This window comes from Streptomyces sp. NPDC033165, assembly GCF_055577965.1.
Genome location: NZ_JBVIPK010000003.1, coordinates 336,862 through 361,029, shown reverse-complemented (window position 1 = coordinate 361,029; position 24,168 = coordinate 336,862). Strand labels below are relative to the sequence as shown.

Sequence of the window (24,168 nt, the reverse complement as noted above, 5' to 3'; positions counted from 1 at the left end):
GATCCGGGACAACTTCACGGAAAATACCCCCTGAAGGAAATAGTCTTTGCGTCGCAAAGACTATTCACCGCCGCAAAAGGTTGTAGAGGCCGGACGCTTTCCTTCGTATCGGTTGATTCGTTCCGCCTTCGTGTACCCCGACCTTTGCATGACAGATGCCCGCCTGATCCGTATCGGCCTGGACTGAACCGTACTTGCGACAGGCCGGTCGGACGGCATCCCTTTTCGCGACCGGTACGAGGCGGTGCGGCAGTCATGGGGGAGAGCGGTGACCAGCCGTCCCGGGAGCGGGGCCACTGCGCCGGTATCCCCAGCCATGATGAGGGCCGGAATCGCTCCTGAGCGTGTTGCCTGTGACCGCGAGGTCGGTCGGGTAGCCGGAGAGCGACAAGAGCAGGCAGTACGAGCAGCCCGGTCAGCCACGGGTTGTCATCTGCTCGGCGGCGCCATCGCCGCCCGGTTCGCCTGCGACCACGGAGAGCACAGGTTCGCCCTCGCCCCATGGCCCGCTACCTCGTTCTGCCCGCGCCAGGTGCGCAGGACCAGCTCAGCGGGGTCTGCACTGAGGGACCTGGGCAGGCTGCGCGAAGAGCTCGGAGATAGAATGGAGTTGCTGGAGGCGCACGCTCTCGACCGAGCCCGCGCGCCCGACCAGGGGCCCGTTCTCCGGAGCCTCATGCCGGAGTTGGCGATGGTTCCGATCCCTGAGGCGGTCCGGCACGGATCACCGCGCCCACGAGCCTGATCTGCGGGCGGCACGACCTCCAGGTGCGGCTGAAGGTCGCCGAGAAACCGCGATTGGCCGTTACGGATGGCCGCTGTATGCGATCGAGCGCGCCGCGGGCGATCCGCCTTCGAGCAGCCCGAAGCCTTCCTGGAAGAACTGCGACTGGAGATCGGCAAGTCCCTTCCGTCGCGCGCCGTATGACTCCTTGGGGTATGGAAGACCGACCAAGAGGAGGCAGTGATGACGATTGCCATGATGGTGGAGAATCCACACGGATCGCAGGAGATCTACGACAAGGTTCGGGAGCAGCTGGGTATACAGGAGAAGCCCGCGGGCGGCATCTTCCACGCCGCCGGGCCGAGCCCGAACGGTGGTTGGCGCGTCATCGAGGTCTGGGAGTCGGAGGACGACGCAAAGCGTTTCATCGCAGAGCGCCTCGCCCCCGCCCTCCAGGCCGCAGGCGTGCAGGGCCCGCCCCCGACGCCGCAGTTCTGGCCGATCTACAACTACATGACCTAGGAGTATCCGCCCACCCCTAGCAAAGCCCAGGTGCCGGAGACCTGAGGCTCTGCTAGGGGTGGGCGGATGACGGAAATCGAAATCTCGCCACCGTCTCGGGCACTCGGTAGTCAGCCCTGCAACAACCTCTGACCGGCAAGTGTGCTGGTCATCGTCGTCTCGCCCCCGGTCCGTAGCCCGCCTGGTGGGGTCCTGCTGGCTCCGAGCCAGCAGGACCCTGCTGGCCGGAGACTTGCCGGCTGGGGGCGCGCCTCGTGGCAGATGCCGCGTTAGCCTGGTCATCGGCTGTGATTCGTGAATCGCAGCGCGGCGGTGGGGCTCGCCGTACCCGAACCGCGGCGTGGATGCCGCCGACAGTCCCTACTTGCGATCGTGTGTGCCCGCGTGGGCGTGGGCCTGGCGAGTAGGAGACGTGTACCCATGAGCACCCCGCATTCCAAGGCGAGGGACGAGCCCATCGACCCCGACGTGGACCTGCGCACCGCGGTCCGAAGGCGTACTTCCTGGTGGGAGCAGGCGCCGGTCGTGGCGGCCGTGGCGGTGGGCGGCGGCATCGGGGCGGCGGCCCGCTACGGGGCCGCGCTCGTGTGGCCGACCGCGGCGGGGGCGTTTCCGTGGGCGACGCTGTGGGTCAACGTGGTCGGCTGTGCGGTGATCGGCGTGTTCATGGTGGTCATCACCGATGTGCGGGCGGCGCACCGGCTGGTGCGGCCGTTCTTCGGCACCGGGGTGCTGGGCGGGTTCACGACGTTCTCGACGTACGCCGTGGATGTCCAACAGCTCGTGGACGGCGGACATCCCGGGACCGGCTTGGCGTATCTGGCCGCGACTCTGTGCGCGGCGTTGGCGGCGGTATGGCTCGCGGCGACGGCGACGCGCCGTGTGTTGGCATGGAGGCAGCGGTGACGAGGCTGACGGGCAGGGCTCTGCGAGTGACGGTCTTCATCGGCGAGAACGACACCTGGCGGCATAGACCGCTCTACACGGAGATCGTGCACCGGGCGCACCAGGCCGGCCTGGCCGGTGCTTCGGTGTTCCGCGGGATCGAGGGCTTCGGAGCCTCCTCGCTGATCCACACCTCGCGGCTGTTGTCCCTGAGCGAGGACCTGCCGGTGGCGATTGTCATGGTGGACACCGAGGAGCGGGTGCGGGCGTTCCTGCCGCAACTGGACGAGCTGGTCCGGGAGGGGCTGGTGGTCCTCGACGACTGCGAGGTCATCCGTTACGTGGGCAGGGGACCGGACGCGTGAACTGGCTGCTGGTGGTCGTGGGCGGCATGATCGGCGCCCCGTTGCGGTACTTGACCGACCGGGCGGTTCAGCAGCGGCACGACACCGTCTTCCCTTGGGGTACTTTCACCGTGAACGTGGTGGGCTGCCTGATATTGGGCGTGCTCACCGGGGCCGCGCTGGCGGGTGCGGCTTCGTCGCAGGTGCAGTTGCTGCTGGGCACGGGGCTGTGCGGGGCGCTGACGACGTACTCGACGTTCTCGTTCGAGACGCTGCGGCTGGCCGAGGACGGGGCGAGGTTCTTCGCCACCGCCAACGCTGTCGCCAGTCTGGTGGCGGGACTGGGGGCGGCGTTCGTCGGAGCCGCGCTCGCCGGGGAACTCTGGGTATGAGGATGGGTGGGGACCGAGGCCGCTCGGAACGCCGGCCGGCCGTCGGCCCGTGCGCGGGTCGTGCCCGAAAGTGATGAACAGGCTGGCGACCGCCGGGTCGCTTGCCTTGCCGGTGGAGGCGCCGTGCAGGACGACGTCGGCGATCATGCCGTGCTCAGACTTGATCTCGGTGATCCCCCCACGATCCCCGCTCCGGGGAAGGTCACTCAAGGGTTCCAGCCCGCATCACACACTTGCGCACGCAGGCAGAGCCGAAGCCCCGCCACCAGCCCAGCGGTGGCGGGGCTTCTGGGCTACGGAGCCGCGCCTCGTCTGCGTGAGGCCGCTGTCACTCGCCCTTGGGTTCGGCGTAGGTGCTGTCGAACCAGTCGATGAACTCGCGCACCGTGCCGATCTTCGAGATTCGGGCGTGCAGGGCCTTCTGGTCGTGGCCGATCACGAACCAGCCGCTGGCCACCGGCTCGCCGCAGCCGCAGTAGCAGGTGCGGGCGCCGTGCGGGGAGTCGAAGTACGTGATCGGGTTGCGGGCCGTCTCGACGGGAGTGGGCTTGCCGACATAGGTGTCGTAGACCTCGTCGCCCGGCGTGAGGTACCTGCCCTCCATCGCCTTGCGCCCTCCGACCACCGGGACGAGCTTGTCGATCTCGATGGCCATGCGGACCTTGCCCTCGTGGGAGAGCAGGGCGTAGCGCTCCTTCTCGGCGCGCTCACCGAGAACCCAGCAGCCGCGGTTGGCATGGAAGAGGGCCTCGTCGTCCATGAGGGGGTCGAAGCCGACGATGTTGCGGCCGAGCTGGTCCTCCTGCGGGTTGACGTAACGCCTCTCACCGAGAGTGATATGGATCATCAGCTGCCCCCAATAGGTGAATACCCAGGGCTCCCCGCCCTGTGGACTATCAGGAGCCTGGCACGGTCGACGAATACCTTCAACCCCCGGGGCGCTAGGTCTTCAAGAAGGCTGCCCAGCGCGCCTGATCGCCGCCCCCGCCTCGGTGACGGGCCCGAGCGCGTCGGCCACGTCCAGCCCGCTCAACCCCTGGGGAGCGCACGCCGAGGGCGGTGGCCTCCAGGGGGGGCTGGGCAACAGTGCTGGGAAGTGTTCGCAGGTCAGCTCACGGTTCGCCGGAGGCAAAGTGTTATGCACCCTCGGCTTTCCCGTGTCCTCGCTCGGCTACGTTCCTCAGCAACAGAGTCAACCGTCACCAGGGGGCACCTCATGCGCCGTACCCGTGCGCTCATCGTCGGCACGGTGGGTGTCGCCATACTGGCGGCGTCCGGTACGGCCTGCGGTCCCGAAACCGGTACGCAGGGCAAGGCGGCGGCCTCCACGACCTCGGCCGCATCACCGACGGCCACCGCCGCCGCCACCGCTACGGCCACGGCCACCAGCACGGCCTCCGCCTCCGCGTCCGCCACGTCAGCGACCCGGCCGCCCTCAGGGAGCCCGACTCCCACGCCCACAGCCACTACCACCACCCGCCCCGCGCCGCGTACCCCGACGCCGCCGTCGAAGTCGCCGACCCGGCCGCCCGTGCCCACGTACCTGGCGATGCATGCGGCCGCGCCAGGGGGCAGGATCGCGCTGGAACCCGGTGGGAACCCAAGGGAGTTCACCGTCACCCTCCGCAACGGCAACACCCGGGCCTACCGGCACCTGGTGCTCGCCTTCCAGCTGGAGGGCATGCCGGGAGCGACTGCTGACCCGGCGTACACCCTGGAGCGCTGGGACGCCGCGGCCGGGTCCTGGCGCGCGGCCACGCTGCGCATCGCCAACGACGTCTTCCCGTACACGCTCTACACGGGTGGCACCCCGCTGGCGAAGGACGCGGTGTCCACCCACCGCTACCGCGTCCGCGCCCTCACCGGCGCACCGGCCGGGCCGAACCCCATCCTGATCAGCCTGATCGACACGGACGCGGACACCCGCGTGTATTCGACCTCGCTGCCCCACACCACCCTCGACTAGCCCGGGCACGCTGGGGAGCGCGGGCTGTGCCTCGCTGTGGCGTCGTGATGGCCGTACCAGTAACGGGTGGTGCGGCTCAGGGGGGGGGCGGTGTGGGTACGGCAGTTGGCCCTCGCCGCCCCGGGGCCACGACTCGGCGGCGCCGTCAGGCGCGGTACGGCGGGAGAGCAGGCCGTCGGCGTTCCATTCGAAGCGGGTGACCCAGCCCGGGGCGTCGGCGGAGGCCGGTCCCACGGGGACCTGCCCCGCCACCGTCTGCCAGGCCAATGCGGAGGCCGTTCACCACGGACTGGGTCTGATCGTCCAGAACGGGCTGGATCGTGCAGAACCCCTCGTTCTTCGGTTACGCCGCGGTGCAGGCGTATCTGCCCGACCGGCGGCCGGCCATCGCGGTCGCCACGACCCCCGGTCCCGAGGTCAGGGCGGTCCCGAGGACGGGGCGGTCCGAGGTCAGGCGGATTCGGTCGGGAGGCCGGCCTCGACCCAGTCCTGGATGCCCTCGCGGTATTTACGGACGTTGGTGTAGCCGAGGGCGGTAAGCCGGTCGGCGACCTGCCCGCTGTTGGGGCACGCCGGGTTGGAGCAGTACGTGACAATCGCGGCGTCGCGGTCGGGGAGCAGGGCGGGTGCCTGGGCGTCGACGTCGGCCGGGGGCAGCGCCACCGCGCCGGGCAGGTGTTGCTGGGCGTAGTACGCCCCACCGAGCGCGTCGACGACGGTCACGGATTCGGCCTTGATCGCTGCTGCCAGCTCGTCGCGGGTGATGAGTGCGGTCACGCTGCTGCCTCCAAGAAAATCGGACTACAGTCCTGTTATGGCTCACGACAGTAACGGACTGCGGTCCGTTTCGGCAATGCCCCTGGAACTGCTGCGGACGCCGCCGCCCAAGGAGCGCGCGGACGCGGCCCGTAACCGGGTCGCGGTGCTGGAGGCGGCCGCCAGACTGTTCGCCGAGAAGGGCGTGGAGGCGGTTTCCATGGATCAGGTGGCGGCGGCCGCCGGTGTCGGCAAAGGCACCTTGTTCCGCCGCTTCGGCGACAAGTCGGGGCTGGCCGTCGCGCTACTGGACGCCCGCGAGCGTGTTCTCCAGGAAGCGATCCTGCACGGGCCGCCCCCGTTGGGCCCCGGGGCTCCCGCCGACGAGCGCCTGGCCGCGTTCCTCAACGCCTACTTCGACTACCTGCTGGAGCATCTGGCGCTGGTCCGGATGTCCGAGACCGCGACCCCCGGCGCCCGGTACCGGATCGGGTCCTACCGGTTCTGGCACCGCCATGTGGCGATCCTGCTCGCCACCGCACCCGATCCCGACCCCGACCCCGACCAGGCTGCCCACGCCCTGCTCGCCGCGCTGGCAGCCGACCACGTAGCCGCGCTCCTGCCGGAACTCGGTGAACAGCGGATGCGTACCGGCCTGCTCCACCTCGCCCACTCGGCAAGGTGAACGGTTCCGCCCCGGCGGCGAGGGCTTACGCACCCTGGCAGCCCCGCTGCGCCGCTCCTCGGGTGAACCTCAAGATCGCGCCATGATCGCGCATCGCCGCAGGCTGAAGACGTACGCGAAGACGCACCCAAGGCCCGCTTCTGGCCAAGTCGAACTTGTTGTCTGCCGCAAGGTCGAGTCGCTGTCTGATGCGAGGTTCCGTCACACCTGCCGCAGGGGCCCCTGAGCACGGTCTCGCGCACGACCTCGAACCGCCCTGCGGTGGTGAGGCGGGAGATGGGCTCCCAACCGCCCGCGTCCGCTTCGAACGCGACGAGAAGCGGCGGTCCGGGCGCCGCAGCGGCCGCTCAGAGGTGACCGTCCAGGAACTCCCGTACCTCGTCGATGGTCATAGCCCCCGTGCCGTGCGCCACCGCCGCTCCCTCCTTCAGCAGGAGGCAGGACGGGGCTCCGGTGATCCCGTATCGCTTGGTTGCCGCCGGGCAGCGCGTGATGTCGGTGCGGACGACCGTGAGGCGGCCCGTGTAGGCGACGGCGATGTCGCCCACGACGAAATCCATCACCCGACAGGGCTCGATTGCCTTGGGCCATGCCCCGGTGAAGTATGCGAGGACCGGAACCTTGCTTCTCCCGAGGATGAAATCGAACTCCGCGTCCTCACGAGGTCGGTGAACCAGCTTTGTCATGGGAGCTCCTGACCTCACGTTTCGTACTCCGTCCCATCATCCCTCGCGCGGTGTGCCAGGCTGGCCCGGCCGGCCGGCCGGGCGTCCGGCCGGACGGGAGGGAGGTACAGGCTGTCGCAGGACGGCGGTGGTCCCTGGGGCGAGCGGCCCGCCCCCCCCGTCTCTCGGGCCCCTGGCCTTGCCGCCCCGCCATCGGGAACGAGCACGACTTCTGGACGCTCGCGGACGCGGCGGCAGGCGGGTGACGCGTCAGCTGACCCGGAGACCGACCGCCAGCGTCAGTTCAAGGACCCGGTGTGGTGATGCGAGATCGGGAAACAGCTCCCGCAACTGCGACATCCGGTATCGAACCGTCTGAGGATGGACGAACAATGCCGCCGCGACCTCGTCCCGCCTGCCCTGGTGCAGCAGCCACGCCCGCAACGTCTCCTCCAGCCGTCGTGCGGTGGCGGCGGGCAAGGCCTGCAACGGTGCGAGGGCGCGGGCGCGCAGGTCTGCGAACGCGTCCACGTCGGCGCTGAGTACCAGCTCGGGCAGGTGGTCCTCGGTGTCGCGAATGTCAGGGGAAAGGGAGCGCGCGCGTACGGCTCGTGCGTACGAGGCGGACGCGTGAGTCCACGGCCGGGCCGGGCCGACCACGGCGGCGCGGTCGGTCAGCTGCCGCAGGAGACGTGGCCGGTCGGCATCGGGGACGAGGAGCACACCGGTGGCATCCGGCAGATCGTCGAGGACGAGGGTGCTCGGGTCGAGTGTCCGGTAGGCAGGCCGGGCCTGGGCGGCGGGCAGCAGGACGGCGGTCAGCGAAACCGGAGGCTGCCACCTGGCCCGTTGGCCGGAGGCCAGCAGCACGTCCGGGCTCGCGCCGGCGAGGAGGTCGCGGGCCAGGTGTTCCAGGTGGCGCTCGTGGGCTCTGCCCCGGGCGGCCAGTTCGTCGGCGTGGCCCGCGGCGCTCGCGGCGGAGAGCTCGTCGATGTAGGCGAAGGTCAGCTCGGCGAACTTCGCGACCTCGGCGGCGGGCAGACCCGCGGGTACGGCACCCGCTGCCAGACATCGCCAGGCGACCCGGGCGCCGACGCGGTAGGCGCTGAGCAAAGCGTCCATCGAACGGCCGTCGCGCACCTCGCCGCGGCCCAGCTCGTAGGCGGCGTCCCCGGCGTCGCCGCCCGTGGCGTTCCCGCTCGCAAGGTCCAGGTAGTGCCCCAGGGCGGTGCGGACGGCTCTGCGGATGGTGGCGCCCATGCGGCCCGACAAGGCATGGGCGTAGGGAGGAACCTCGTCGATGATCGCCTGGACGACTTCGTCGGCGGTGGTCTTCAGTGCGGCCCGAAGGGCGGTGACCGTCGTCTCATCCAGGGTCAGTTCGCTGGCCCTCCGGATTGCATAGCTCATTCTTTGTTCCCTGCGAACAATTCAGTCGACCAGATTTACGTCCTGTGGTCAGGACTTTACGCCTGGGGGCGCAGCAAGCTGGGGTCATGACGAGTGGAGCCCTCCGCAGTAGGGCGTGGAAACTGCTGGAGATGGTCACGACGCCGCTGCTGCCGTCGGACTACCTCGACCTGGTCAGCCCGCTGCGTGCGGGCGCTGACCTGTGTGGGCGCATCGAGGCCGTGCACTCCGAGACGGATGACGCCGCGACTGTCGTGATCAGGCCGGGGCGGGGCTGGCGCGGCCACACAGCGGGCCAGTACGTGAGGATCGGGGTCGACGTCGACGGAGTGCGCCTGTGGCGTGCCTACTCCATCACCTCGCCGGCCAACCGGCGGGACGGCCGTGTCACGATCACCGTGAAGGCGATCCCGGACGGCAAGGTCAGCAACCACCTGGTCCGCAGGGCGAAACCGGGCACGCTGATCCAGCTCGACCAGCCGACCGGTGACTTCGTCCTGCCGCGGGCCCAGCCCGCCAAGGTGCTCTACCTGACGGCCGGCAGCGGCATCACGCCCATGATGGGCATGCTGCGCTCCACCGAGTTCGACGATGTCGTCATGGTCCACTGCGCGCCACGGCCTCAGGACGTGATCTTCCGCAAGGAACTGCACGGACTGGTCGCGGACAAGAAGCTTCGGCTCACCGAGGTCCACACCGACACAGACGGCAAGCTCGACATCGCCCGACTCGACGAACTCGTGCCTGACTGGGCCGAGCGCGATACCTGGGCCTGCGGGCCCGCGGGCATGCTCGACGCCGCCGAAGAGCACTGGACCGCACACGGCGTCCTGGAACGCCTGCACACCGAACGGTTCCGCCCCGGCATCGTCGTCGCCGGAGACGGCGGCGAGGTCACGTTCAGCGCCACCGGCAAGGCCGTCGACGCGGACGGCGCCACGCCGTTGCTCGACATCGGCGAGGAGGCCGGCGTGCTCATGCCCTCCGGGTGCCGCATGGGCATCTGCTTCGGCTGCGTCACGCCGCTCAAGGCCGGCGCTGTCCGCGATCTGCGTACCGGCGAGATCACCGAGGCCGAGCCGGGCGTCCTCATCCAGACCTGTGTGTCCGCCGCGGCGGGCCCCTGCGACATCGAACGGTAGGAGCACCTTGACCGCCATCGACCCCACCGCCCACCTGACCGCGGAGCAGATCGAGGAACTGGGCCGCGAGCTGGACGCGATCCGTGACGAGGTGATCGCCGACCGCGGCGAGAAGGACGCCGCCTACATCCGTAAGGTCATCTCGGCGCAGCGCAAGCTGGAGCTGGTCAGCAGGGGTGTGCTGCTGTTCTCGATCTTCCCGCCCGCGTGGCTGATCGGCACCGCCGGGCTGTCCGTGGCGAAGATCATGGACAACATGGAGATCGGCCACAACGTCCTGCACGGCCAGTGGGACTGGATGCGAGACCCGAAGATCCACTCCACCACCTGGGAGTGGGATCACGTCTCACCGTCCGATCAGTGGAAGCACTCGCACAACGAGCTGCACCACACGTACACCAACGTGATCGGCAAGGACAACGACCTCGGCTACGGCATCATGCGTGTAGACGAAGACCAGAAGTGGCACCCCTTCCACCTCGGCCAGCCGCTGTGGAACTTCCTCAACGCCTGCTTCTTCGAGTACGGCATCGCGGCGTACGACCTGGAGCTCGGCAAGAACCTCACCAAGCGACGCCGCAAGAACCCGGAGTTCCGCGCGCGGGCCAAGGCCGTGGGCCGCAAGATCCGCAAGCAGGTGCTCAAGGACTACGTGATCCACCCGCTGCTGTCGGGCCCCTCATTCCTCCCCACACTCGCCGCCACGTTCACCGCGAACCTGGTCCGCAACCTCTGGACCCACTCGGTGATCATGTGCGGGCACTTCCCCGAGGGCGTACAGGTCTTCGAGCGCCGGTCGATCAGGGGCGAGACGCGCGGCCAGTGGTACCTGCGCCAGATGATGGGCTCGGCGAACATCAGCGGCGGCAGGGCCATGCACTTCATGACCGGCAACCTGTCGCACCAGATCGAGCACCACCTGTTCCCGGACCTGCCGAGCAACCGGTACGCCGAGGTCGCGGTGAAGGTGCGCGCGCTGTTCGAGAAGTACGAGTTGGAGTACGTCACCGGCCCGCTGCCCAAGCAGGTGTTCTCCGCGTGGCACAAGGTCTTCCGGCTCGCACTGCCGAACAGGCAGCCCAAGGCCGGAACGCCGGACCGTGAGCAGGACCTCATCGCCGCCTGACTCCGGCACAGGTTCAGACCCTTCGGCCGTATCGGGCTTCCTGGACGAAGACCGCGCCCGGCGGCAAGCCTCGGCACCGCCTCACACACCGATCAGCGAGTCGTGGACACGCATCGAGAACTGGCTGGCCGAGCACGCGCCGGCAACCTGCGCAGCGCTGGCGCCACCCGCGGATTCGGCGCACATCGCCGCGACCGAACGCGTCATCTGCCGGCCACCCCCCCCCAAGCCCTTGGTGACGTCACTGCTGCGACACGACGGCCTACTCGGCCGGTGGAGCTCCCTGCTGCCCGGACCCGACAGCTTGGTGAGCGCACGCCGGACAGCAACTGAGTGCGAGCTTCTCTTCTGCTTCTACGACAAGCCCACGGCAGATGAGAAGGGCGGAGCAATAGTTCGAAGAGTTTCGCACCGTCGCAAGCCCACTCGTCCTGGACTTTGTCACTGCTGCGCCACAGCGGTGAGAAGGTAGCGGACGGCGGACGGCCTGTGTGGGGAAGCCGGTCGGCGACATCCGCATTCCGCTCCGGGCCAACAAGGAAACCCCAGGCGGCTGGCCCGGGGCTCTTTCGTGGAGCGGGTGACGAGAATCGAACTCGCGCTCTGAGCTTGGGAATCAGCGGTTCTTGGACTGGTAGAGGGCCTCTGAACTGCGGTTTTGCCTGGAGTGGGTGCATGGCCCCGATCGCCAGGGATCCGTATCTGACCGCTGTTGTCCGCTCTGCTGGGCATGGGTGGGGCACGAGGCTGGCACCGCAGAGGAGCCTGTCCGGGGCCGACGGGTCCGGGGGGATGACGCGTACCTGCGTGCCGCAGAGCTAGGTCATGTCGTCGTTGCAGGGCATCAGTTAAGCGGCCAGGTTCGTCGGGAGTCATCTCTATGTCGTTCGTCAAGGACGTGGTGTGCGGGTGCTTGGGGTGGTTATGCGGCGAGGGTGGCGGTGGGGGTGAGGGGCTCGTAGAAGGTTCCGTCGCGGAGCATGGCGAACAGGACGCTGGTGCGTTGGCGGGCGAGCCGCAGGAGTGCCTGGGTGTGCGTTATAACGCGGGCGCGGTGCTTGTCGTAGTAGGTGCGGGAGGCCGGGTCGGCGTTCATGCAAGCGGAGGCGGAGAGGAACATGGCGCGTTTGAGCTGCCGGTTTCCGCCTTGGGGCGCGTGTTCGCCGTGGATGGAGGTCCCCGACGACCTGGTCGTGGGGGCGAGGCCGGCGTAGGAGGCGAGGTGGGCGGCGCTGGGGAAGCCGGTGGCGTCGCCGACGGTGACCAGCAGGACTGCGGCGGTCCTGACTCTGACACCCGGCATCGAGGTCAGGACTGAGTGAAGAGGGTGGGCCTTCAGCAGGGTGCTGATCTGGGCTTCGAGGGCTGGACGGCTGCGAGCGAACGGGGCCACCGACGTCGCCGCCGGCGCATCCACATCGATGACCTGGACTTGGTCGTCAACGTAGCCCAGCCCGCCCATTCCAAGGACCACTTTCGCCGCGGCGGGCGCACCGCTCGTGCAGAGGAGTCCGATCACATGGTCACGTCGAGCCGGCGCCGGGACGCGAACCGGATGCTGTCGGACGCCGGTATCCGGCCCAGGATCACTCAGGTCTGCTCCGACCAGGAGACGCTGAGCTGCATAATCGGCGCGAAACGCCCGCTCGTGCAGGACCGAGCGGGCACCGGCAGCGTGGGCTTCCGGGGCCTTGGCACCCGCGCGGGTCGCCCGACGAAGAAGCCCCGCAAAGGGCTGGCCGCGTACACGGAAACCCCTCGACCGGCGGCACATGACGCCACCACGGGCTGGACACAAAAGGAGGCTCCCACTGCTTCGCGTCGAGCCGAGCGCCGAAGAATGTTGATGACCGGCACGGCTATCAACCCGGCAGAAAGCCCAGTCGCAGTGCTCGTGTGTCGTCACTACGGGGTCCGGAGACAGCCCGGGCAACAGCAGAAGCCCCGGGCCATCGGCCTGAGGCTTCTGCGTGAAATACCTTACGTGCGTCCGTCTAGGGCAGCATGTCTGCTTCTCCCGAATCTTTCATAGGGAAGCGAAAGAGGTGGTTCGGGCCCGGTCTCTTGAGTGTCGGTACACCGTAGTTGCCAAAGGCTTTTGCAATAACGCGCTGCTGGCCTGTGCATGTGTTGTTCCATGCCGTCGCGAAAAGGTGCATGACCTGGATAGCCGATTGCATACCCCTCACCGGCGACCGATTTCCCTTTTCGGTCATTTCTCCGCCGAGGAAGTAGTTGCGCAGTACCAGTCCCGGGTCGCGTCGCTGGAAATTCTCCCCGGTGCCCAGCTGCGCGTACCACTGGTCCGGGACCTCGGAAGATCCGCACGCCTGAGTCGCAAGATAGTGAACGAGAGTGGTCGCACGTGCCGACGCGCGCGGGATCGGCTTTCCCCGCTTCACCGAGTGTCGGATTCCCGGGTGACGGTCCAGCACCGCCTTGAGCTGGTCATCCGACACCGGATACCGGTTCTTCCACTTCTCGAGCGGATGGTTTTCCCACATCCAGAGCAGGCGCAGAGCGGCGGACAGATTGAAGGCGTCCTTCTCGCCGGCGGCTGCGAACGTGTATGAACTGCTGCGCATCTTCCCACGGTCGACCACATTGAAAGTGTCGCCCTCGATGCCACGCGCCACGCTGTAGCGCAGCGTGATCCCCACAATCACCTGAGCGGCCAGCCTGTGCTGTCCGTCGTACAGCATCCCCTGCTGGTCGATCGCCAGCCCCTGATGGGTGGTTCTCCACTCTTTGCGGCGCATGGCGCCCGCCCATTCCTCGATCTTGCGTTCGTCCATGGTGCGTTGGTACCACGGGATTCGGAGCAGCAGCTCGCACGCATCCATCGGAGAGACGTCCTCGAACGACAAGGAGGGGGCGCCGGACCAGAGACGGGGCGCGGGGCGCCAATTCATTTTGTAGAGCTTGCGTGTGAATTCTAAATACTGAGTGCCGGTCATCGCCTCGGGCACGAAGAAGGGCGCCTTTGAGCTTTCCGCTTGGATTTCCCACTCGTCTCCGTGTCGGCTCATTGAGAATCCCGGACACGAGCAGACGGTTTCCACGAATCTGGCCATGCTGTACAGGGGTGCGACGGGTTCTTCGTTTGCACTGCTTTGTGGGGAGGTCATTGTGTCCTTCCTTAGGGGTTCGCAAGGCAGATATTCGCTCTTTTCAGCGCGGTGGGTCAAGCGAGTCGATGAGCCCGTGGCTGGGGGGACAAGGAACGGGTGATTTGATGTAAAATTATTATTGAATATCGATTGAATGTTCGATCTTCAGGTCGGTTTTGCCGAGCACTTCGTTGGTGGCTGATGTCATCACGGATAGAGGTCCGGCTTCGCTGCTGCCGGACCTGAGCGGCGCGCTCCTTCCGCGCCGGACTTGACTGCGGATCGGCACTAGCGCCTCGGACGCCGGACGTTGCTGGGGGGAGAACCGGCGGGACGGCGCACGGAGGAGGACACGGGCGCCCTGGACGCCGACCTGGGCCTTCGTCGGAGGGGCAATGGTGGGGCACCATAAGCGTGCTTCGAGCTTGGAAACGTGGATCCTGCACTGGGGCGCCTTGCCTTGCAGGAGCACGGAGTGCGTCTGTCTCTGCGGGCCTGTACCTGAGGATCCGTCTACGGTCGCTCCGTGGCAGGTGGTCGAGCCGCTGCATCCGTGCCGAGATCCGCGCCGAGTGGCCCAGCCGCTGCGGTTCTTGCGCCGTGCTTGTCTTCGACCCGGTGGTGTACGCATATGGGCGGGGGCGCGCCTGGCGGTACGTGCCGCATGGTCTGGTGTCGCCTGCGGTCGCGAAGGAATGGGAAGTCTCGCGTTTCGTCACGCTCGACTGGTCAGACCTCTGGGCCAACTTCCGCCCGACGAAAGTCAGTCCGCACGGGGTGGGCGCCGCGGTGGCCTTCGGTGACCGGGCTTGCCCCGGAGGCCGCGCGCCCCTCATGCGACGGCACATTCCCCCCTCTCCGAGCGACGGGCTGCTCTCTGGGTCGAGACGGCCCGCGCTTACAGCCAGCAAGGTCGGCTCGACCAGGGGTGCCGGGCGCTCCGCATTGCGGAGAGTTGCGTGGCGCAGGACGTTCGCCGCCCGGCCAGCAGGTCATGAAGCCTTTCTCTACGTTGCCGTGTGCGGGTCGGGCATTGCCGGTGATGTCGGCTGATCCGTGCGGCACCGGATGCAGGCCGGGGTGTGGGCGTCGTCGCGACCCGCAGGGCGTGAGTTTCATCGACGCGGAGGTCGTCGAGGCACTGACCGGCTACCCAATTCGTTCCGCGTGGCGCTCTCGTAGCGCTCTGCAGCCCCTTCCGGCCCCGGACGTGACCGCGCTAGTCCCGGCGACGTTCAGCACGATCTACAAGTGGGGCGGCCAGCATCTCCGACACCCTCGCGCTCGGGCTCCTCTGCGAGTCCTGCGGCCTCGGTATCCCGACCGCCGCCCTGCCCTACGTGAACTCCGCCCAGGCCGCCCACCCCGCGTACGCCGAGAGCCTGCGGAAACTGCGCACATGGGCATCTTGATCGGCTCCTACGAACCCCACCGCCCGAGGGTGGGAGGCGGGGCAGACCGATTTCACTGGGAGGAAGCATGCGACCTGCTCATCCCCAGGGTGGCAGCGCAGGCGTGATTCGTGTCATTGGCAACAAGGAAGCCCCGAACCGTCGGCTTGGGGCTTCCTTGTGGAGCGGGTGACGAGAATCGAACTCGCGCTCTGAGCTTGGCAATCACCGTCGCTCGGACCGCTGAACCGCCTCTGAGCTGGTATTTCTCTCGCTGATGCGGGTGTGCGGCGGCCTGCTCGACACCGCTGGTGACCGTAGTTCACCGCTCCGGAGGGCACGGCTGGGGCACGCCGGGGCCGGCGCGACCCGGGCCGCCCCTGGCACCGGCTGCCGCGAGCCCGTGCCGGACGTCAGGTGTGAGCGGCGGCCTCCAAAGGGCTCAGGGCTGCTGCACGGCGGGCCGGGACGGCGGCCGCGAGGACGCCGACCGCGAGCGAGAGCAGGCACACCAGGAGCAGGGTGCCCCAGGGCAGGGCCAAGGTGTACTGGTCGATGGCGCCGTTGGCGAGGGAACCGACGCCCCAGGCGCCGAACAGGCCGCCCGCCAGACCCAGGAGGGCGCCGAAACCGGCGACCGTCAGGGCCTCCAGGCGGATCATGCGGCGGATCCCGGCGCGGTCCATGCCGAGCGCGCGCAGAGCGCCGATCTCGCGAGTGCGTTCGGCGACCGACATGGCCAGCGTGTTCACGATGCCGAGCGCGCTGATGACGACCCCGATGCCGAGCATGCCGTACATCACGTTCAGCAGGTCGCCCATGGTGTCGGCGGCCTCGCTGACCAACTGGTCGCGGTCCTGCACGGTGAGGAGGGGGTTGTTGCCGACGGCGGTGCGCAGCCGGTTCTCCAGTGCGGCCGTCGCCGGGCCGTCGGTGCGCAGGAGTACGCGCTGGACGGAGTCGGGCAGGAAGCTGTCGGCCGCGACCTCGCCGCGGCTGCCGAGTGCGTCGTGGGCGACGGGGTTGTCCTTGTAGATGCCCACGACCTGGTACGAGGTGGGCTTCCCCGCGCGGCCCATCTCGACGTTCAACAGGCCGCCGGTGGTCACTCCGCTCTCCCGGGCGAGGCTGGCGGAGACGGCGATCCGGCCCGGTGCCAGATCGTCGGCGGAGCCGGAGACGAAGTCGAGCTTCATGGTGTCGCGGACGGTGGCGGGGTCGACGCCGGAGATCTGCCGGACGCCGCTGCCGGTGAACAGGGTGGAGTCGGTGACCGGGTGCGCGGCGCGCACACCGGGGGTCTCGGCCAGCCGCCGTACGGCGGCCGGGTCGATGCCCGCCATGGTGGAGCGGGTGCTGACGACGTAGTCGGCGCCGAGCCCGGCCGCGGCCTGGCGGTCGAGGGCCTGGCCGGTGGAGTGTCCGGTGACGGCGAGGCCGGTGACGAGGCCGGTGCTGATCAGCAGGGTGGCGGCGGTGGCCGCCGTGCGGCGCGGATCGCGCAGGGCGTTCTCCCGGGCGAGGCGGCCGGTGACGCCGAAGCGCCCGGTCAGCCGCCCTGTCAGCCGGATCACCGGGGCGGCGATCACCGGCGCGAGCACGATCAGACCGGCGGCGAACAGCCCGCAGCCCGCCATGGCGTCGCGCAGGTTCTCCTCCGAGGCGTCCTTCGCCCCGCTGAGGGAGATCAGCCAGCCGGCGCCGAGTGTGAGGAGGACGAGGCCCACCGCGCCGCGCAGTCGGAACCGCTGTGCCGGAGGTGGCTGTTCGGCCGTGCGCAGCGCCTCCATGGGCGAGGTCCTGGCGGCGACGCGGGAGGGCAGCCATGCGGCGAGCACGGTGACGCCGACGCCCACGCCGAGCGCCGCCACGACCGAGCGCGGGCCGATCACCAGGGGGCCGCTGGGCAGGGCGCTGTCACCGCCGAGGGCGTGGGGCAGAACCGCCGCGATGCCGAGCCCGAGCAGGAAGCCGGCCACCGAGGCGGCCAGCCCGACCACCAGGGCCTCCAGGAGGACGGAGCGCGACACCTGGCGCCGCGAAGCGCCGATCGCCCGGAGCAGCGCGGTCTCGCGGGTGCGCCGCTTCACGAGCATGGTGAAGGTGTTGACGATGAGGAACGAGCCGATGAAGAGCGAGATCCCGGCGAAGACCATGGGGACCTTCTCGTAGCCGCGGGTCAGGGTGTCGACGAGGACGGCTTGCTGGGCAGCCTGTGCCTGGCCCGTGGTGGCCTCGGCACGGTCGGCGGGCAGCACGGCTGTGACCTGGTCGGCGAGTTCGTACGCGGTGGTGCCGGGCGTGGCGCTCAGGTCGATGCCTGTGTAGTGACCGGGGGTGGCGAACAGCTTCTGAGCGGTCGCCTTGTCGAAGAGGACGAGGGTGCCGCCGGCGGTGACCCGGGTGTCGTCCGTGGTCACGATGCCGACGAGGCGCGCGGTCATGACCGGGCCGTCCGTGGCCAGGGTGACCGTGTCGCCGAGCCGGAGGCCGCCCGCGCCGGCGGTGCCGCCGTCCACGACGACCTCGCCGCTGTGCGCGGGCGCGCGGCCCTCGGCCAGCGGATGGCGGCTGTCCTCGCCGCCCTTGTCCGGTACGTATGCGCCGGCCAGGTTCGACCAGGCCCGGTCGGCCCGCAGGGGGCTGCCGTCCGCCGCGTTCAGGATCGCCGAGCCGTCGGCCGACGGTCGTACGGCGGCGACGCCGGGCACCCGGGCCAGCCGGGCGACGAGCGCGTCGTCGAGCACACCGGCCCGCGGTCCGGAGTCCGTACCGGGTTCGGGGGCCTTCTCGGTCACGGTGACGTCGACGCCGGCAAAGGTCTTCGACGCGGCGGCGCGGTGGGCGGCGGCGATGGAGTCCGCGAAGACGAGGGTGCCGCTGACGAACGCGACGCCCAGGCAGACGGCGAGGACGGTCATGGCCAGCCGGGTCTTATGGGCCAGGAGGTTGCGCAGGGTTGTTCTCAGCATGGGTCGTGAAGACTTTCCGAGGGAGGACAGGGAAGCCGGGGCGGCCCGGTCGGGTCGGTACGGAGAGGGAGGCGGCGGGGGCGCGGCTCAGCCGTCGTGGGAGCGGGAGCCCAGGTTCTTCATCAGGTCGAGGACGCGGTCCGGGGTGGGCCGGGCCATCTCCTCGACGAGGCGTCCGTCGGAGAGGAACACGACGCGGTCGGCGTATCCGGCGGCCACGGGATCGTGGGTGACCATGACCACGGTCTGGCCCAGCTCGCGCACCGAGTCCCGCAGGAAGCCGAGGACTTCGGCCCCGGAGCGTGAGTCGAGGTTGCCGGTGGGCTCGTCGCCGAAGACGATCGCGGGCCGGGAGGCGAGGGCGCGGGCGACGGCGACGCGCTGCTGCTGGCCGCCGGACAGCTGGGCGGGCCGGTGTCCCAGGCGGTCGGCGAGACCGACCATGGAGACGACCCGGTCCAGCCACGCGCGGTCGGGGCGGCGGCCGGCGATGTCCATCGGCAGGATGATGTTCTCCAGAGCGGTCAGCGTCGGCAGCAGGTTGAACGCCTGGAAGACGAACCCGAGGCGGTCCCGGCGCAGTTGAGTGAGCTGCCGGTCCCCGAGCCGGGCGAGTTCGGTGGTGCCGACGCGTACCGACCCGGATGTGGGCGAGTCGAGTCCGGCGGCGCAGTGCATCAGGGTGGACTTTCCGCAGCCCGACGGGCCCATGATCGCGGTGAACTCGCCCTCCCGGAAGGCGATGCTGACCCGGTCCAGGGCGACCACGCGGGTGTCGCCGCTGCCGTAGACCTTCGACAGGTCGGTGGTGGCGGCCGCGATGCCGGTCATCGGGTGCGGCGGCAGGAGGTCGGCGGTCATGGGGCTCCTCTTCTCGTGCGGAAAGCGCACGTGAAGGGTGTCCGGGGAACGTATCGGAGCCTGGGCCGCCGTGTATCGGTGTCCGCTCAGGCGTGCGGCAAAGGCGTAGCGGGCCGGATATGCGAAGGGGCCTCCCCGCGGTGTCCGCGCGTCGAGAGCGCGGGCGGCGGGGAGGCCCTGAAGGGGCGCGTCTCTACCGGTGTTCGCCCAGGGCGACGACCTTGCGGGCGAGCGCGCCGACGGCCAGGAGTGTCCCGCCGAGGAACAGCCCGATCACGCCGAGCACTTCGGCTGGCTGTCCCGTCTCGCCCGCCGCGGTGTTCGCGGTGAGTCCTCCGATGACGAGCAGCAGGGACAGGGCGGCGGTGAGGGCGCCGGCGGCCAGGGCGCCGCGGGACAGGGCGGTGGTGCGGAAGGACGGGTTCACGGTGCCTCCTAGAAGCGGTTCCCGCACGACGCTCGGTGCGGGACGTGGTGTCCTCCGAAGGGTCACGGAGCAACATGTCGGCCTGTGGGCCGCCGTGTATCAGTGGCCGCTCCACCGCGTATCGACCACCAACGGCCGTTCCGTCACGCGGGTAGCCGCAGGGTGGCGACGGCCCCGCCGTCCGGGGCGTTGGCCAGCAGCAGTTCGGCGCCGAGGACCCGGGCCTGGCCGAGGGCGATGGTGAGCCCCAGTCCGTGGCCCGAGCCGCGTTCCCGGGCGCCGGTGTGGAAGCGGCGCGGGCCGTGGAGCAGCAGGTCGTCCGGGAAGCCGGGGCCGTGGTCACGGACGACGACCGTCGGTCCGTCGACGGCGACCTAGACCGGGTCTGCTCCGTGGCGGTGAGCGTTGACGACGAGGTTGGCGACGATCCGCTCCAGGCGGCGCGGGTCGGTCTCCACCGTCCGCGCGCTGCCGTCGTCGGTGATCTCCGCGTCGAGGCCGGTACGGGAGACGGCCTCGGCGACCACGGCGCCGAGCGGCACCCGGACGCGGACCGCCTCCTCGGCGCCCGCGTCCAGGCGGGAGATCTCCAGGAGGTCCTCGACGAGGTCGCGCAGGTCGCGAACCCTGGCCCGCAGCAGGTCCTCGGTCTCGCCGGGGGCCAGGAGGTCGACGGCGGCGAGCAGTCCTCCGACGGGGGTGCGCAGCTCGTGGGCCACGTCCGCGGTGAACCGGCGCTCGGTGCGCAGCCGCAGCGCGAGGCTGTCGGCCATCCGGTCGACGGTCGCGGCGATGTCCGCGACCTCGTCACGGCCCTTCGTGGGTCCCGTGCGGGCGTCCAGGTCTCCGGCGGAGATCCGTGCCGCGGTCTCGGCGACCCGGCTCAGTCTCCGGGACAGGAGCCCCGCGCCGTAGACGGCCAGGGGGACGGCGCCCGCGAGCGCGACCACGGAGGCGGCCGCCATGGCCGCGTCGAGGCGCGACAGGTTGGCCCGGTCCGGGCCCAGGTTGATCTGGACGGCGAGGACCGGGCTGCCCGAGCCGCCGGTCCGCTGAGCCGCCCAGGCGCTCGGCCCGACGTTGCCCTCGACCCGCCCGTCGTACACGTGGCGACGTGTGCCGTCGGCCGAGTCCCGCAGTACGGGGGGCAGGCTGGCGGGGTCGAGCTCGGCGCCGTCGGTGAGGACGCCGGTGCGGCGGTATACGTCCATGGCGGCGTACAGGGTGTTCAGTGCCCGTGCCTCGCCCCGGCTGCGGATGTCCTGGGCGGTCCACAGGTGCACGAGGACGCCGACCGCCGCCACTACGAGCAGGGCCGTGGCCGCGGCGAGGGCGGCGATCTTCCGGCGCAGTGGGGTGCGGCCCGCCCACGGCCCGCGGAGGGGACGCACGGTCACCGCCGGAACTTGTATCCGAAGCCCCGGACCGTGTCGATCCGGTCGCGGCCCACCTTCCGGCGCAGCCGCTGCACGCACAGGTCAACGACGCGGCTGTCCCCGTCCCAGCCGTACTCCCACACGTTCCGCAGGAGCGTGTGCCGCTCCAGCACGATGCCGGGGTGCGCGGCGAACTCCAGCAGGAGCTTGAGCTCCGTCGGGGTGAGCGCCACCGGCTCGCCGGAGAGGAAGACCTCCATGCCGGCGGTGTCGATCCGCAGGTCCCCGAACTCCAGCACGTGCCCCTCGGTCGCCGGGCTCCCGGCCTGGGCCGGCTCCTCCACGGGCACGGGCGCGTAGGTGGCGCGCCGCAGCAGCGAGCGCATGCGGGCCACCAGGACGTACGTCTCCACCGGTTTGACGACGTAGTCGTCCGCTCCGGCCTCCAGCCCGGCGACCACGTCGAGCCCGTCGCCGCGGGCGGACATCATCAGGACCGGCACCAGACTGGTCTCCCGGACCCTGCGGCACAGCCCGATCCCGTCGAGACCGGGCAGCATCACGTCGAGGATCAGGAGGTCGAAGTCATGCTCACGAAAGGCTTCGAGCCCGGTGAGGCCGTCGGTGACGGCCCGCACGTCGTAGCCGTAACGCTCCAGGGCGACGGCGAACGCCCGTCGCATCAGGTCGTCGTCCTCGACGAGGAGTACACGCGCGGGGGAGTCGGGCGAGGACAAGGGGACTCCTGTTCAGACGTTGGTCGGGCGGACGGACCGGCTGCACGACCCGACGTGCGGGGGACCACGCCGCAATCGGAACGATACGGCAGACAGCGGACGGACCGGCCCGTCGCACGGACACCCCGGAGCCATGAAACCGCCCTCCTCGCCCCAGGAGAAACAACCCCAGTTCACGCTTGCCAGCCGGCAGCCGGCAGCCGGCAGCCGGCAGCCGCCAGCCGCCAGCCGACGGCACCGGGCATACGGCTCGGTGACTCACCGGGCACTCCGATTCGACCCGGCCCGAGCCCTCAGTAGCGGTGCCGCGGCCCCCGTTAGGGGGTGGGCCGGCGCGTCAGAGAGGGATGGTGCGGACCTGGTCTCCGCAGAGTCTGGTCATGTCGTCGCTGTCGGAGGTCAGGAGGGCGACGGGTTTCGGCTGGCGAAGGGCGACCTCGGCGACTGTGGCGTCGATGGCGTACTTGTGTCCGTGCAGTCCGGCACCTTTGAGCAGCTCCGCTGCTGCTTTCGCCGCTTGTTCGGTGACCGGCTCCACCTTGACGCGGGAGAGTGCCCAGTTCAGGCGCGGCATGTTGGTGCGGGAGTGGGCGACTTCCACGATGGTGTTGGCCCCGATGACCAGGTCGGCGCCCATGTCGTGGAAGACCTGCAGCATCGCGAGGAGCTTGCGGTCCTGCGCGATCCAGGCGGAGAGCCCTTCCGAGTCCAGGACGACGGTTTCGATGCGTTCGCTCACGCGGCGTCCGCGCCTTTCGAGGTGCCGGCCGAGCCGAAAATCCTGGCGCGGGCCTCGGCGAGCTCCTCATCACTGAAGGAGCCGTGCTCCTCCTCGTGACGGCGGAGGTGGTCGCCCAGGAGCTGGTGCCGGATCTGGCGGGCTACGGCTTCCGCCACGTAGCCGGAGACGTTGTCCGTGAGCTTGCGGAGCTCCGCCACCTGGTCGCTTGGCAGGGTGACGGTGATGCGAGTCGTTGAGGGCATACGGTAAGCATATCGAAGTATGCATGCGCTGGCTCGGGCCATTGGCCCAGCCTTGACGACCGCGACCACACGCTCCGGATGTGGACAGGGGGCGGTCGCTCTCCGGATGTCCACGGCGGGGTGAGGCTCAGGGCCGGTACCGCTGGAGGGCAAGGAAAAGACCCCGGTCGTCGACCAGGGCCTTCATCAAGGAGCGGGTGACGAGAATCGAACTCGCGCTCCATGTTGTGAAACCGCCTAGTACTCCAGCTGTAGATCGTGATCTTCATGTCCGGCATGCGGCTTGTCGCCGGTAATGACTGGTGCGGGATCGGGCTTGATGGCGGCGTCGCCAATCGGACCAGCCGAGCCGGTGGGCCATATCGTGCAGCGGCTGGACGACAACTGTGATGAATAGGCGCTGGATCTCGTTGCAGGACAGCGGGACCAGCGCGTCCGGGGCGGGGTGACGGGCGTGTTCGTCAGCGCGGACGACCGCGAGGAAGGCGTGGCCGAGCATCGCGAGGGTGACCCAGCGGGTCCAGGAGGCGTAGCGGCGGACTTGATGCTCATCGAGTCCGGCCAGCCCTTTCTCGGTCTGGAAGGTCTCTTCCACTCGCCATCTGGAGCCGGCGACCTTGACCAGGGCGGTCAGGGGAACCGGCTCGGTGGAATGGCAGCGGTAGTAGGCGAGTTCGCCGGTGGTGCAGTTGCGGCGGATCAAGAGCTGACGCTTGCCCGGCGCTGAGACGGCGAGGTCGATGACGGCCCAGTCGTAGAACCGCTGCCCCTTCGCGCCACGTCCGGCTGAGAGCTTCTGCCAGGCACGCTTCGGAACCTTCTTCGCCAGCGCGTCGGTGCGGAAGGTGCCCGCGCTGGTGGACACTTCGGCCGAACAGGCCACCGCGAGGACATAGCCGATGCCGCGTTCCTCCAGAGCCGTGCGCAGTTTCGGGTTGCCGCCGTAGACCTCGTCCCCGGTGACCCAGCCCACGTGGTGTCCGGCGTCCAGGAAGCGTTCGATCATCGTGCGGGCCAGTTCGGGCTTGGTCGCGAAGACGGTGTCCTCGCCGAGCCCCGCTGCCCGGCAGCGGTCCGCGTCGCACGTCCAGGAGCGCGGGATGTACAGCTCGCGGTCCACCGCCGCGTGTCCCCGGGCGCCGGCGTAGACGAGGTAGACGGCGACCTGGGAGTTCTCGATCCGTCCGGCGGTGCCGGTGTACTGGCGCTGGACCCCGACAGTGTGGGTGCCCTTCTTCAGGTCGCCGGTCTCGTCGACGACCAGCACCGCTTCCTCGTCGTGGAGGTGCTCGACGACGTATTCGCGGACATCGTCGCGGACGGCGTCGGCATCCCAGGAGGCCCGACACAGCAGGTGCTGCATGCCGTGCGGGGTCCTCTCCCCGGCCCACTCCGCGATCGTCTAGCAGTTTTTGCGCGGCAGGTCCGACAACAGGCCCAGCACCAACCGCCCGGCCCGCAGGCGGGGTTCGACCCGGGCGAACCGGTCCGCAAGCCGGCTCATAGCCACCTCGAACGCCTCCCGCCAACGGGCGGGATCTATGCTGTGACCTGCGGCTACCGTCTCCTCGTTTGTCCACACAACTCACGATGATCAACGGTGGCCGCACCCGTTTCCGCACCGGCCCCACTGTGGCTGAGGGCCCCACTTAGCCCGTTTGACCAACCGCAACGCTCAACAGCACAAGCCGAC

The 24,168-nt window shown here is 69.5% G+C and carries 20 protein-coding genes and 5 pseudogenes; 10 read left to right on the top strand and 15 right to left on the bottom strand.

Features of this window, described 5'->3' with window-relative positions; all coding sequences use genetic code 11:
- Positions 1–967: 967 nt before the first annotated feature.
- From ACZ5WC_RS09450 to crcB (ACZ5WC_RS09435), 4 genes are all read left to right on the top strand, one after another.
- Positions 968–1,246 carry a hypothetical protein gene (locus ACZ5WC_RS09450; RefSeq protein ID WP_468540248.1) on the top strand — a complete coding sequence of 93 codons (279 nt, stop codon included), beginning with the start codon at positions 968–970 and terminating at the stop codon, positions 1,244–1,246.
- 420 nt (positions 1,247–1,666) lie between these two features.
- A complete protein-coding gene (gene crcB, locus ACZ5WC_RS09445) occupies positions 1,667–2,152 on the top strand; it encodes a fluoride efflux transporter CrcB (protein WP_468540247.1) in 486 nt (161 codons plus the stop codon).
- Positions 2,149–2,496, top strand: a complete 348-nt coding sequence (locus tag ACZ5WC_RS09440; RefSeq protein ID WP_468540246.1) for a DUF190 domain-containing protein — start codon at positions 2,149–2,151, stop codon at positions 2,494–2,496. Before crcB (ACZ5WC_RS09445) ends, ACZ5WC_RS09440 begins: the two co-directional genes overlap by 4 nt.
- On the top strand, positions 2,493–2,867 hold the full coding sequence (gene crcB, locus ACZ5WC_RS09435; protein WP_468540245.1) for a fluoride efflux transporter CrcB: 375 nt from the start codon (positions 2,493–2,495) through the stop codon (positions 2,865–2,867). Before ACZ5WC_RS09440 ends, crcB (ACZ5WC_RS09435) begins: the two co-directional genes overlap by 4 nt.
- A gap of 328 nt (positions 2,868–3,195) precedes the next feature.
- Here crcB (ACZ5WC_RS09435) and ACZ5WC_RS09430 read toward each other — a convergent pair whose 3' ends face one another.
- Positions 3,196–3,714 carry a hypothetical protein gene (locus tag ACZ5WC_RS09430; protein WP_468540244.1) on the bottom strand — a complete coding sequence of 173 codons (519 nt, stop codon included), beginning with the start codon at positions 3,712–3,714 and terminating at the stop codon, positions 3,196–3,198.
- Positions 3,715–4,083: 369 nt separating this feature from the next.
- Between ACZ5WC_RS09430 and ACZ5WC_RS09425 the strand changes: the two genes are divergently transcribed.
- Positions 4,084–4,833: a hypothetical protein gene (locus ACZ5WC_RS09425; RefSeq protein ID WP_468540243.1), complete on the top strand. Its 750-nt coding sequence runs from the start codon at positions 4,084–4,086 to the stop codon at positions 4,831–4,833.
- Positions 4,834–5,283: 450 nt separating this feature from the next.
- Here the strand turns inward: ACZ5WC_RS09425 and ACZ5WC_RS09420 are convergent, their stop codons facing one another.
- Positions 5,284–5,610 carry a rhodanese-like domain-containing protein gene (locus ACZ5WC_RS09420; protein WP_468540242.1) on the bottom strand — a complete coding sequence of 109 codons (327 nt, stop codon included), beginning with the start codon at positions 5,608–5,610 and terminating at the stop codon, positions 5,284–5,286.
- Positions 5,611–5,647: 37 nt separating this feature from the next.
- On the opposite strand from ACZ5WC_RS09420, the gene ACZ5WC_RS09415 reads away from it, so the two are divergent.
- Positions 5,648–6,274: a TetR/AcrR family transcriptional regulator gene (locus ACZ5WC_RS09415; RefSeq protein ID WP_468540241.1), complete on the top strand. Its 627-nt coding sequence runs from the start codon at positions 5,648–5,650 to the stop codon at positions 6,272–6,274.
- Positions 6,275–6,621: 347 nt separating this feature from the next.
- Here the strand turns inward: ACZ5WC_RS09415 and ACZ5WC_RS09410 are convergent, their stop codons facing one another.
- Positions 6,622–6,960: a thioredoxin family protein gene (locus ACZ5WC_RS09410; RefSeq protein ID WP_468540240.1), complete on the bottom strand. Its 339-nt coding sequence runs from the start codon at positions 6,958–6,960 to the stop codon at positions 6,622–6,624.
- Between the two features lie 249 nt (positions 6,961–7,209).
- Positions 7,210–8,349, bottom strand: coding sequence for a PucR family transcriptional regulator (locus tag ACZ5WC_RS09405; protein ID WP_468540239.1), 1,140 nt, complete (start codon positions 8,347–8,349; stop codon positions 7,210–7,212).
- Positions 8,350–8,435: 86 nt separating this feature from the next.
- Here ACZ5WC_RS09405 and ACZ5WC_RS09400 point away from each other — a divergent pair, with 86 nt between their 5' ends.
- Both ACZ5WC_RS09400 and ACZ5WC_RS09395 read left to right on the top strand, forming a co-directional pair.
- Positions 8,436–9,491, top strand: a complete 1,056-nt coding sequence (locus tag ACZ5WC_RS09400; protein ID WP_468540238.1) for a ferredoxin reductase — start codon at positions 8,436–8,438, stop codon at positions 9,489–9,491.
- A 7-nt stretch (positions 9,492–9,498) separates the two neighbouring features.
- Positions 9,499–10,617, top strand: a complete 1,119-nt coding sequence (locus ACZ5WC_RS09395; RefSeq protein ID WP_468540237.1) for a fatty acid desaturase family protein — start codon at positions 9,499–9,501, stop codon at positions 10,615–10,617.
- 922 nt (positions 10,618–11,539) lie between these two features.
- Here the strand turns inward: ACZ5WC_RS09395 and ACZ5WC_RS09390 are convergent.
- Together ACZ5WC_RS09390 and ACZ5WC_RS09385 are read right to left on the bottom strand one after the other, a co-directional pair.
- Positions 11,540–11,989, bottom strand: a pseudogene (locus tag ACZ5WC_RS09390) (transposase); the annotation flags it as partial.
- A gap of 622 nt (positions 11,990–12,611) precedes the next feature.
- On the bottom strand, positions 12,612–13,745 hold the full coding sequence (locus tag ACZ5WC_RS09385; protein ID WP_468540236.1) for a hypothetical protein: 1,134 nt from the start codon (positions 13,743–13,745) through the stop codon (positions 12,612–12,614).
- A 681-nt stretch (positions 13,746–14,426) separates the two neighbouring features.
- On the opposite strand from ACZ5WC_RS09385, the pseudogene ACZ5WC_RS09380 reads away from it, so the two are divergent.
- Both ACZ5WC_RS09380 and ACZ5WC_RS09375 read left to right on the top strand, forming a co-directional pair.
- Positions 14,427–14,719 (top strand): annotated as a pseudogene (locus ACZ5WC_RS09380) (hypothetical protein); the annotation flags it as partial.
- Positions 14,673–15,246, top strand: a pseudogene (locus ACZ5WC_RS09375) (HFCD family protein). The pseudogenes ACZ5WC_RS09380 and ACZ5WC_RS09375, both read left to right, overlap by 47 nt.
- A gap of 285 nt (positions 15,247–15,531) precedes the next feature.
- On the opposite strand, the gene ACZ5WC_RS09370 reads toward ACZ5WC_RS09375, so the two are convergent.
- The 9 genes and pseudogenes from ACZ5WC_RS09370 to ACZ5WC_RS09330 form a co-directional block, all read right to left on the bottom strand.
- A complete protein-coding gene (locus ACZ5WC_RS09370; RefSeq protein ID WP_468540235.1) occupies positions 15,532–18,090 on the bottom strand; it encodes an ABC transporter permease in 2,559 nt (852 codons plus the stop codon).
- 87 nt (positions 18,091–18,177) lie between these two features.
- Entirely contained in the window at positions 18,178–18,951 is a 774-nt protein-coding gene (locus ACZ5WC_RS09365) for an ABC transporter ATP-binding protein (protein WP_468540234.1), read from the bottom strand.
- Between the two features lie 193 nt (positions 18,952–19,144).
- Positions 19,145–19,378, bottom strand: coding sequence for a hypothetical protein (locus tag ACZ5WC_RS09360; protein WP_468540233.1), 234 nt, complete (start codon positions 19,376–19,378; stop codon positions 19,145–19,147).
- 143 nt (positions 19,379–19,521) lie between these two features.
- Positions 19,522–19,725: pseudogene (locus ACZ5WC_RS09355) on the bottom strand (ATP-binding protein); the annotation flags it as partial.
- 27 nt (positions 19,726–19,752) lie between these two features.
- Positions 19,753–20,775, bottom strand: a complete 1,023-nt coding sequence (locus ACZ5WC_RS09350; protein ID WP_468540232.1) for a histidine kinase dimerization/phospho-acceptor domain-containing protein — start codon at positions 20,773–20,775, stop codon at positions 19,753–19,755.
- Positions 20,772–21,437: a two-component system response regulator CseB gene (cseB, locus tag ACZ5WC_RS09345; protein ID WP_468540539.1), complete on the bottom strand. Its 666-nt coding sequence runs from the start codon at positions 21,435–21,437 to the stop codon at positions 20,772–20,774. Before cseB ends, ACZ5WC_RS09350 begins: the two co-directional genes overlap by 4 nt.
- Before the next feature lie 391 nt (positions 21,438–21,828).
- On the bottom strand, positions 21,829–22,230 hold the full coding sequence (locus ACZ5WC_RS09340) for a DNA-binding protein (protein WP_468540231.1): 402 nt from the start codon (positions 22,228–22,230) through the stop codon (positions 21,829–21,831).
- On the bottom strand, positions 22,227–22,475 hold the full coding sequence (locus ACZ5WC_RS09335; RefSeq protein WP_468540230.1) for a type II toxin-antitoxin system CcdA family antitoxin: 249 nt from the start codon (positions 22,473–22,475) through the stop codon (positions 22,227–22,229). Before ACZ5WC_RS09335 ends, ACZ5WC_RS09340 begins: the two co-directional genes overlap by 4 nt.
- A gap of 265 nt (positions 22,476–22,740) precedes the next feature.
- A pseudogene (locus tag ACZ5WC_RS09330) lies at positions 22,741–23,979 on the bottom strand (IS701 family transposase).
- Positions 23,980–24,168: the final 189 nt, after the last annotated feature.

Bases quoted from the DNA above. Each gene is read 5' to 3' on its own strand.
- ACZ5WC_RS09450 (WP_468540248.1), top strand. From the start codon at position 968: ATGACGATTGCCATGATGGTGGAGAATCCACACGGATCGCAGGAGATC.
- crcB (WP_468540247.1), top strand. From the start codon at position 1,667: ATGAGCACCCCGCATTCCAAGGCGAGGGACGAGCCCATCGACCCCGAC.
- ACZ5WC_RS09430 (WP_468540244.1), bottom strand. From the start codon at position 3,714: ATGATCCATATCACTCTCGGTGAGAGGCGTTACGTCAACCCGCAGGAG.
- ACZ5WC_RS09425 (WP_468540243.1), top strand. From the start codon at position 4,084: ATGCGCCGTACCCGTGCGCTCATCGTCGGCACGGTGGGTGTCGCCATA.
- ACZ5WC_RS09415 (WP_468540241.1), top strand. From the start codon at position 5,648: ATGGCTCACGACAGTAACGGACTGCGGTCCGTTTCGGCAATGCCCCTG.
- ACZ5WC_RS09410 (WP_468540240.1), bottom strand. From the start codon at position 6,960: ATGACAAAGCTGGTTCACCGACCTCGTGAGGACGCGGAGTTCGATTTC.
- ACZ5WC_RS09405 (WP_468540239.1), bottom strand. From the start codon at position 8,349: ATGAGCTATGCAATCCGGAGGGCCAGCGAACTGACCCTGGATGAGACG.
- ACZ5WC_RS09400 (WP_468540238.1), top strand. From the start codon at position 8,436: ATGACGAGTGGAGCCCTCCGCAGTAGGGCGTGGAAACTGCTGGAGATG.
- ACZ5WC_RS09385 (WP_468540236.1), bottom strand. From the start codon at position 13,745: ATGACCTCCCCACAAAGCAGTGCAAACGAAGAACCCGTCGCACCCCTG.
- ACZ5WC_RS09370 (WP_468540235.1), bottom strand. From the start codon at position 18,090: ATGCTGAGAACAACCCTGCGCAACCTCCTGGCCCATAAGACCCGGCTG.
- ACZ5WC_RS09365 (WP_468540234.1), bottom strand. From the start codon at position 18,951: ATGACCGCCGACCTCCTGCCGCCGCACCCGATGACCGGCATCGCGGCC.
- cseB (WP_468540539.1), bottom strand. From the start codon at position 21,437: ATGCGACGGGCGTTCGCCGTCGCCCTGGAGCGTTACGGCTACGACGTG.
- ACZ5WC_RS09335 (WP_468540230.1), bottom strand. From the start codon at position 22,475: ATGCCCTCAACGACTCGCATCACCGTCACCCTGCCAAGCGACCAGGTG.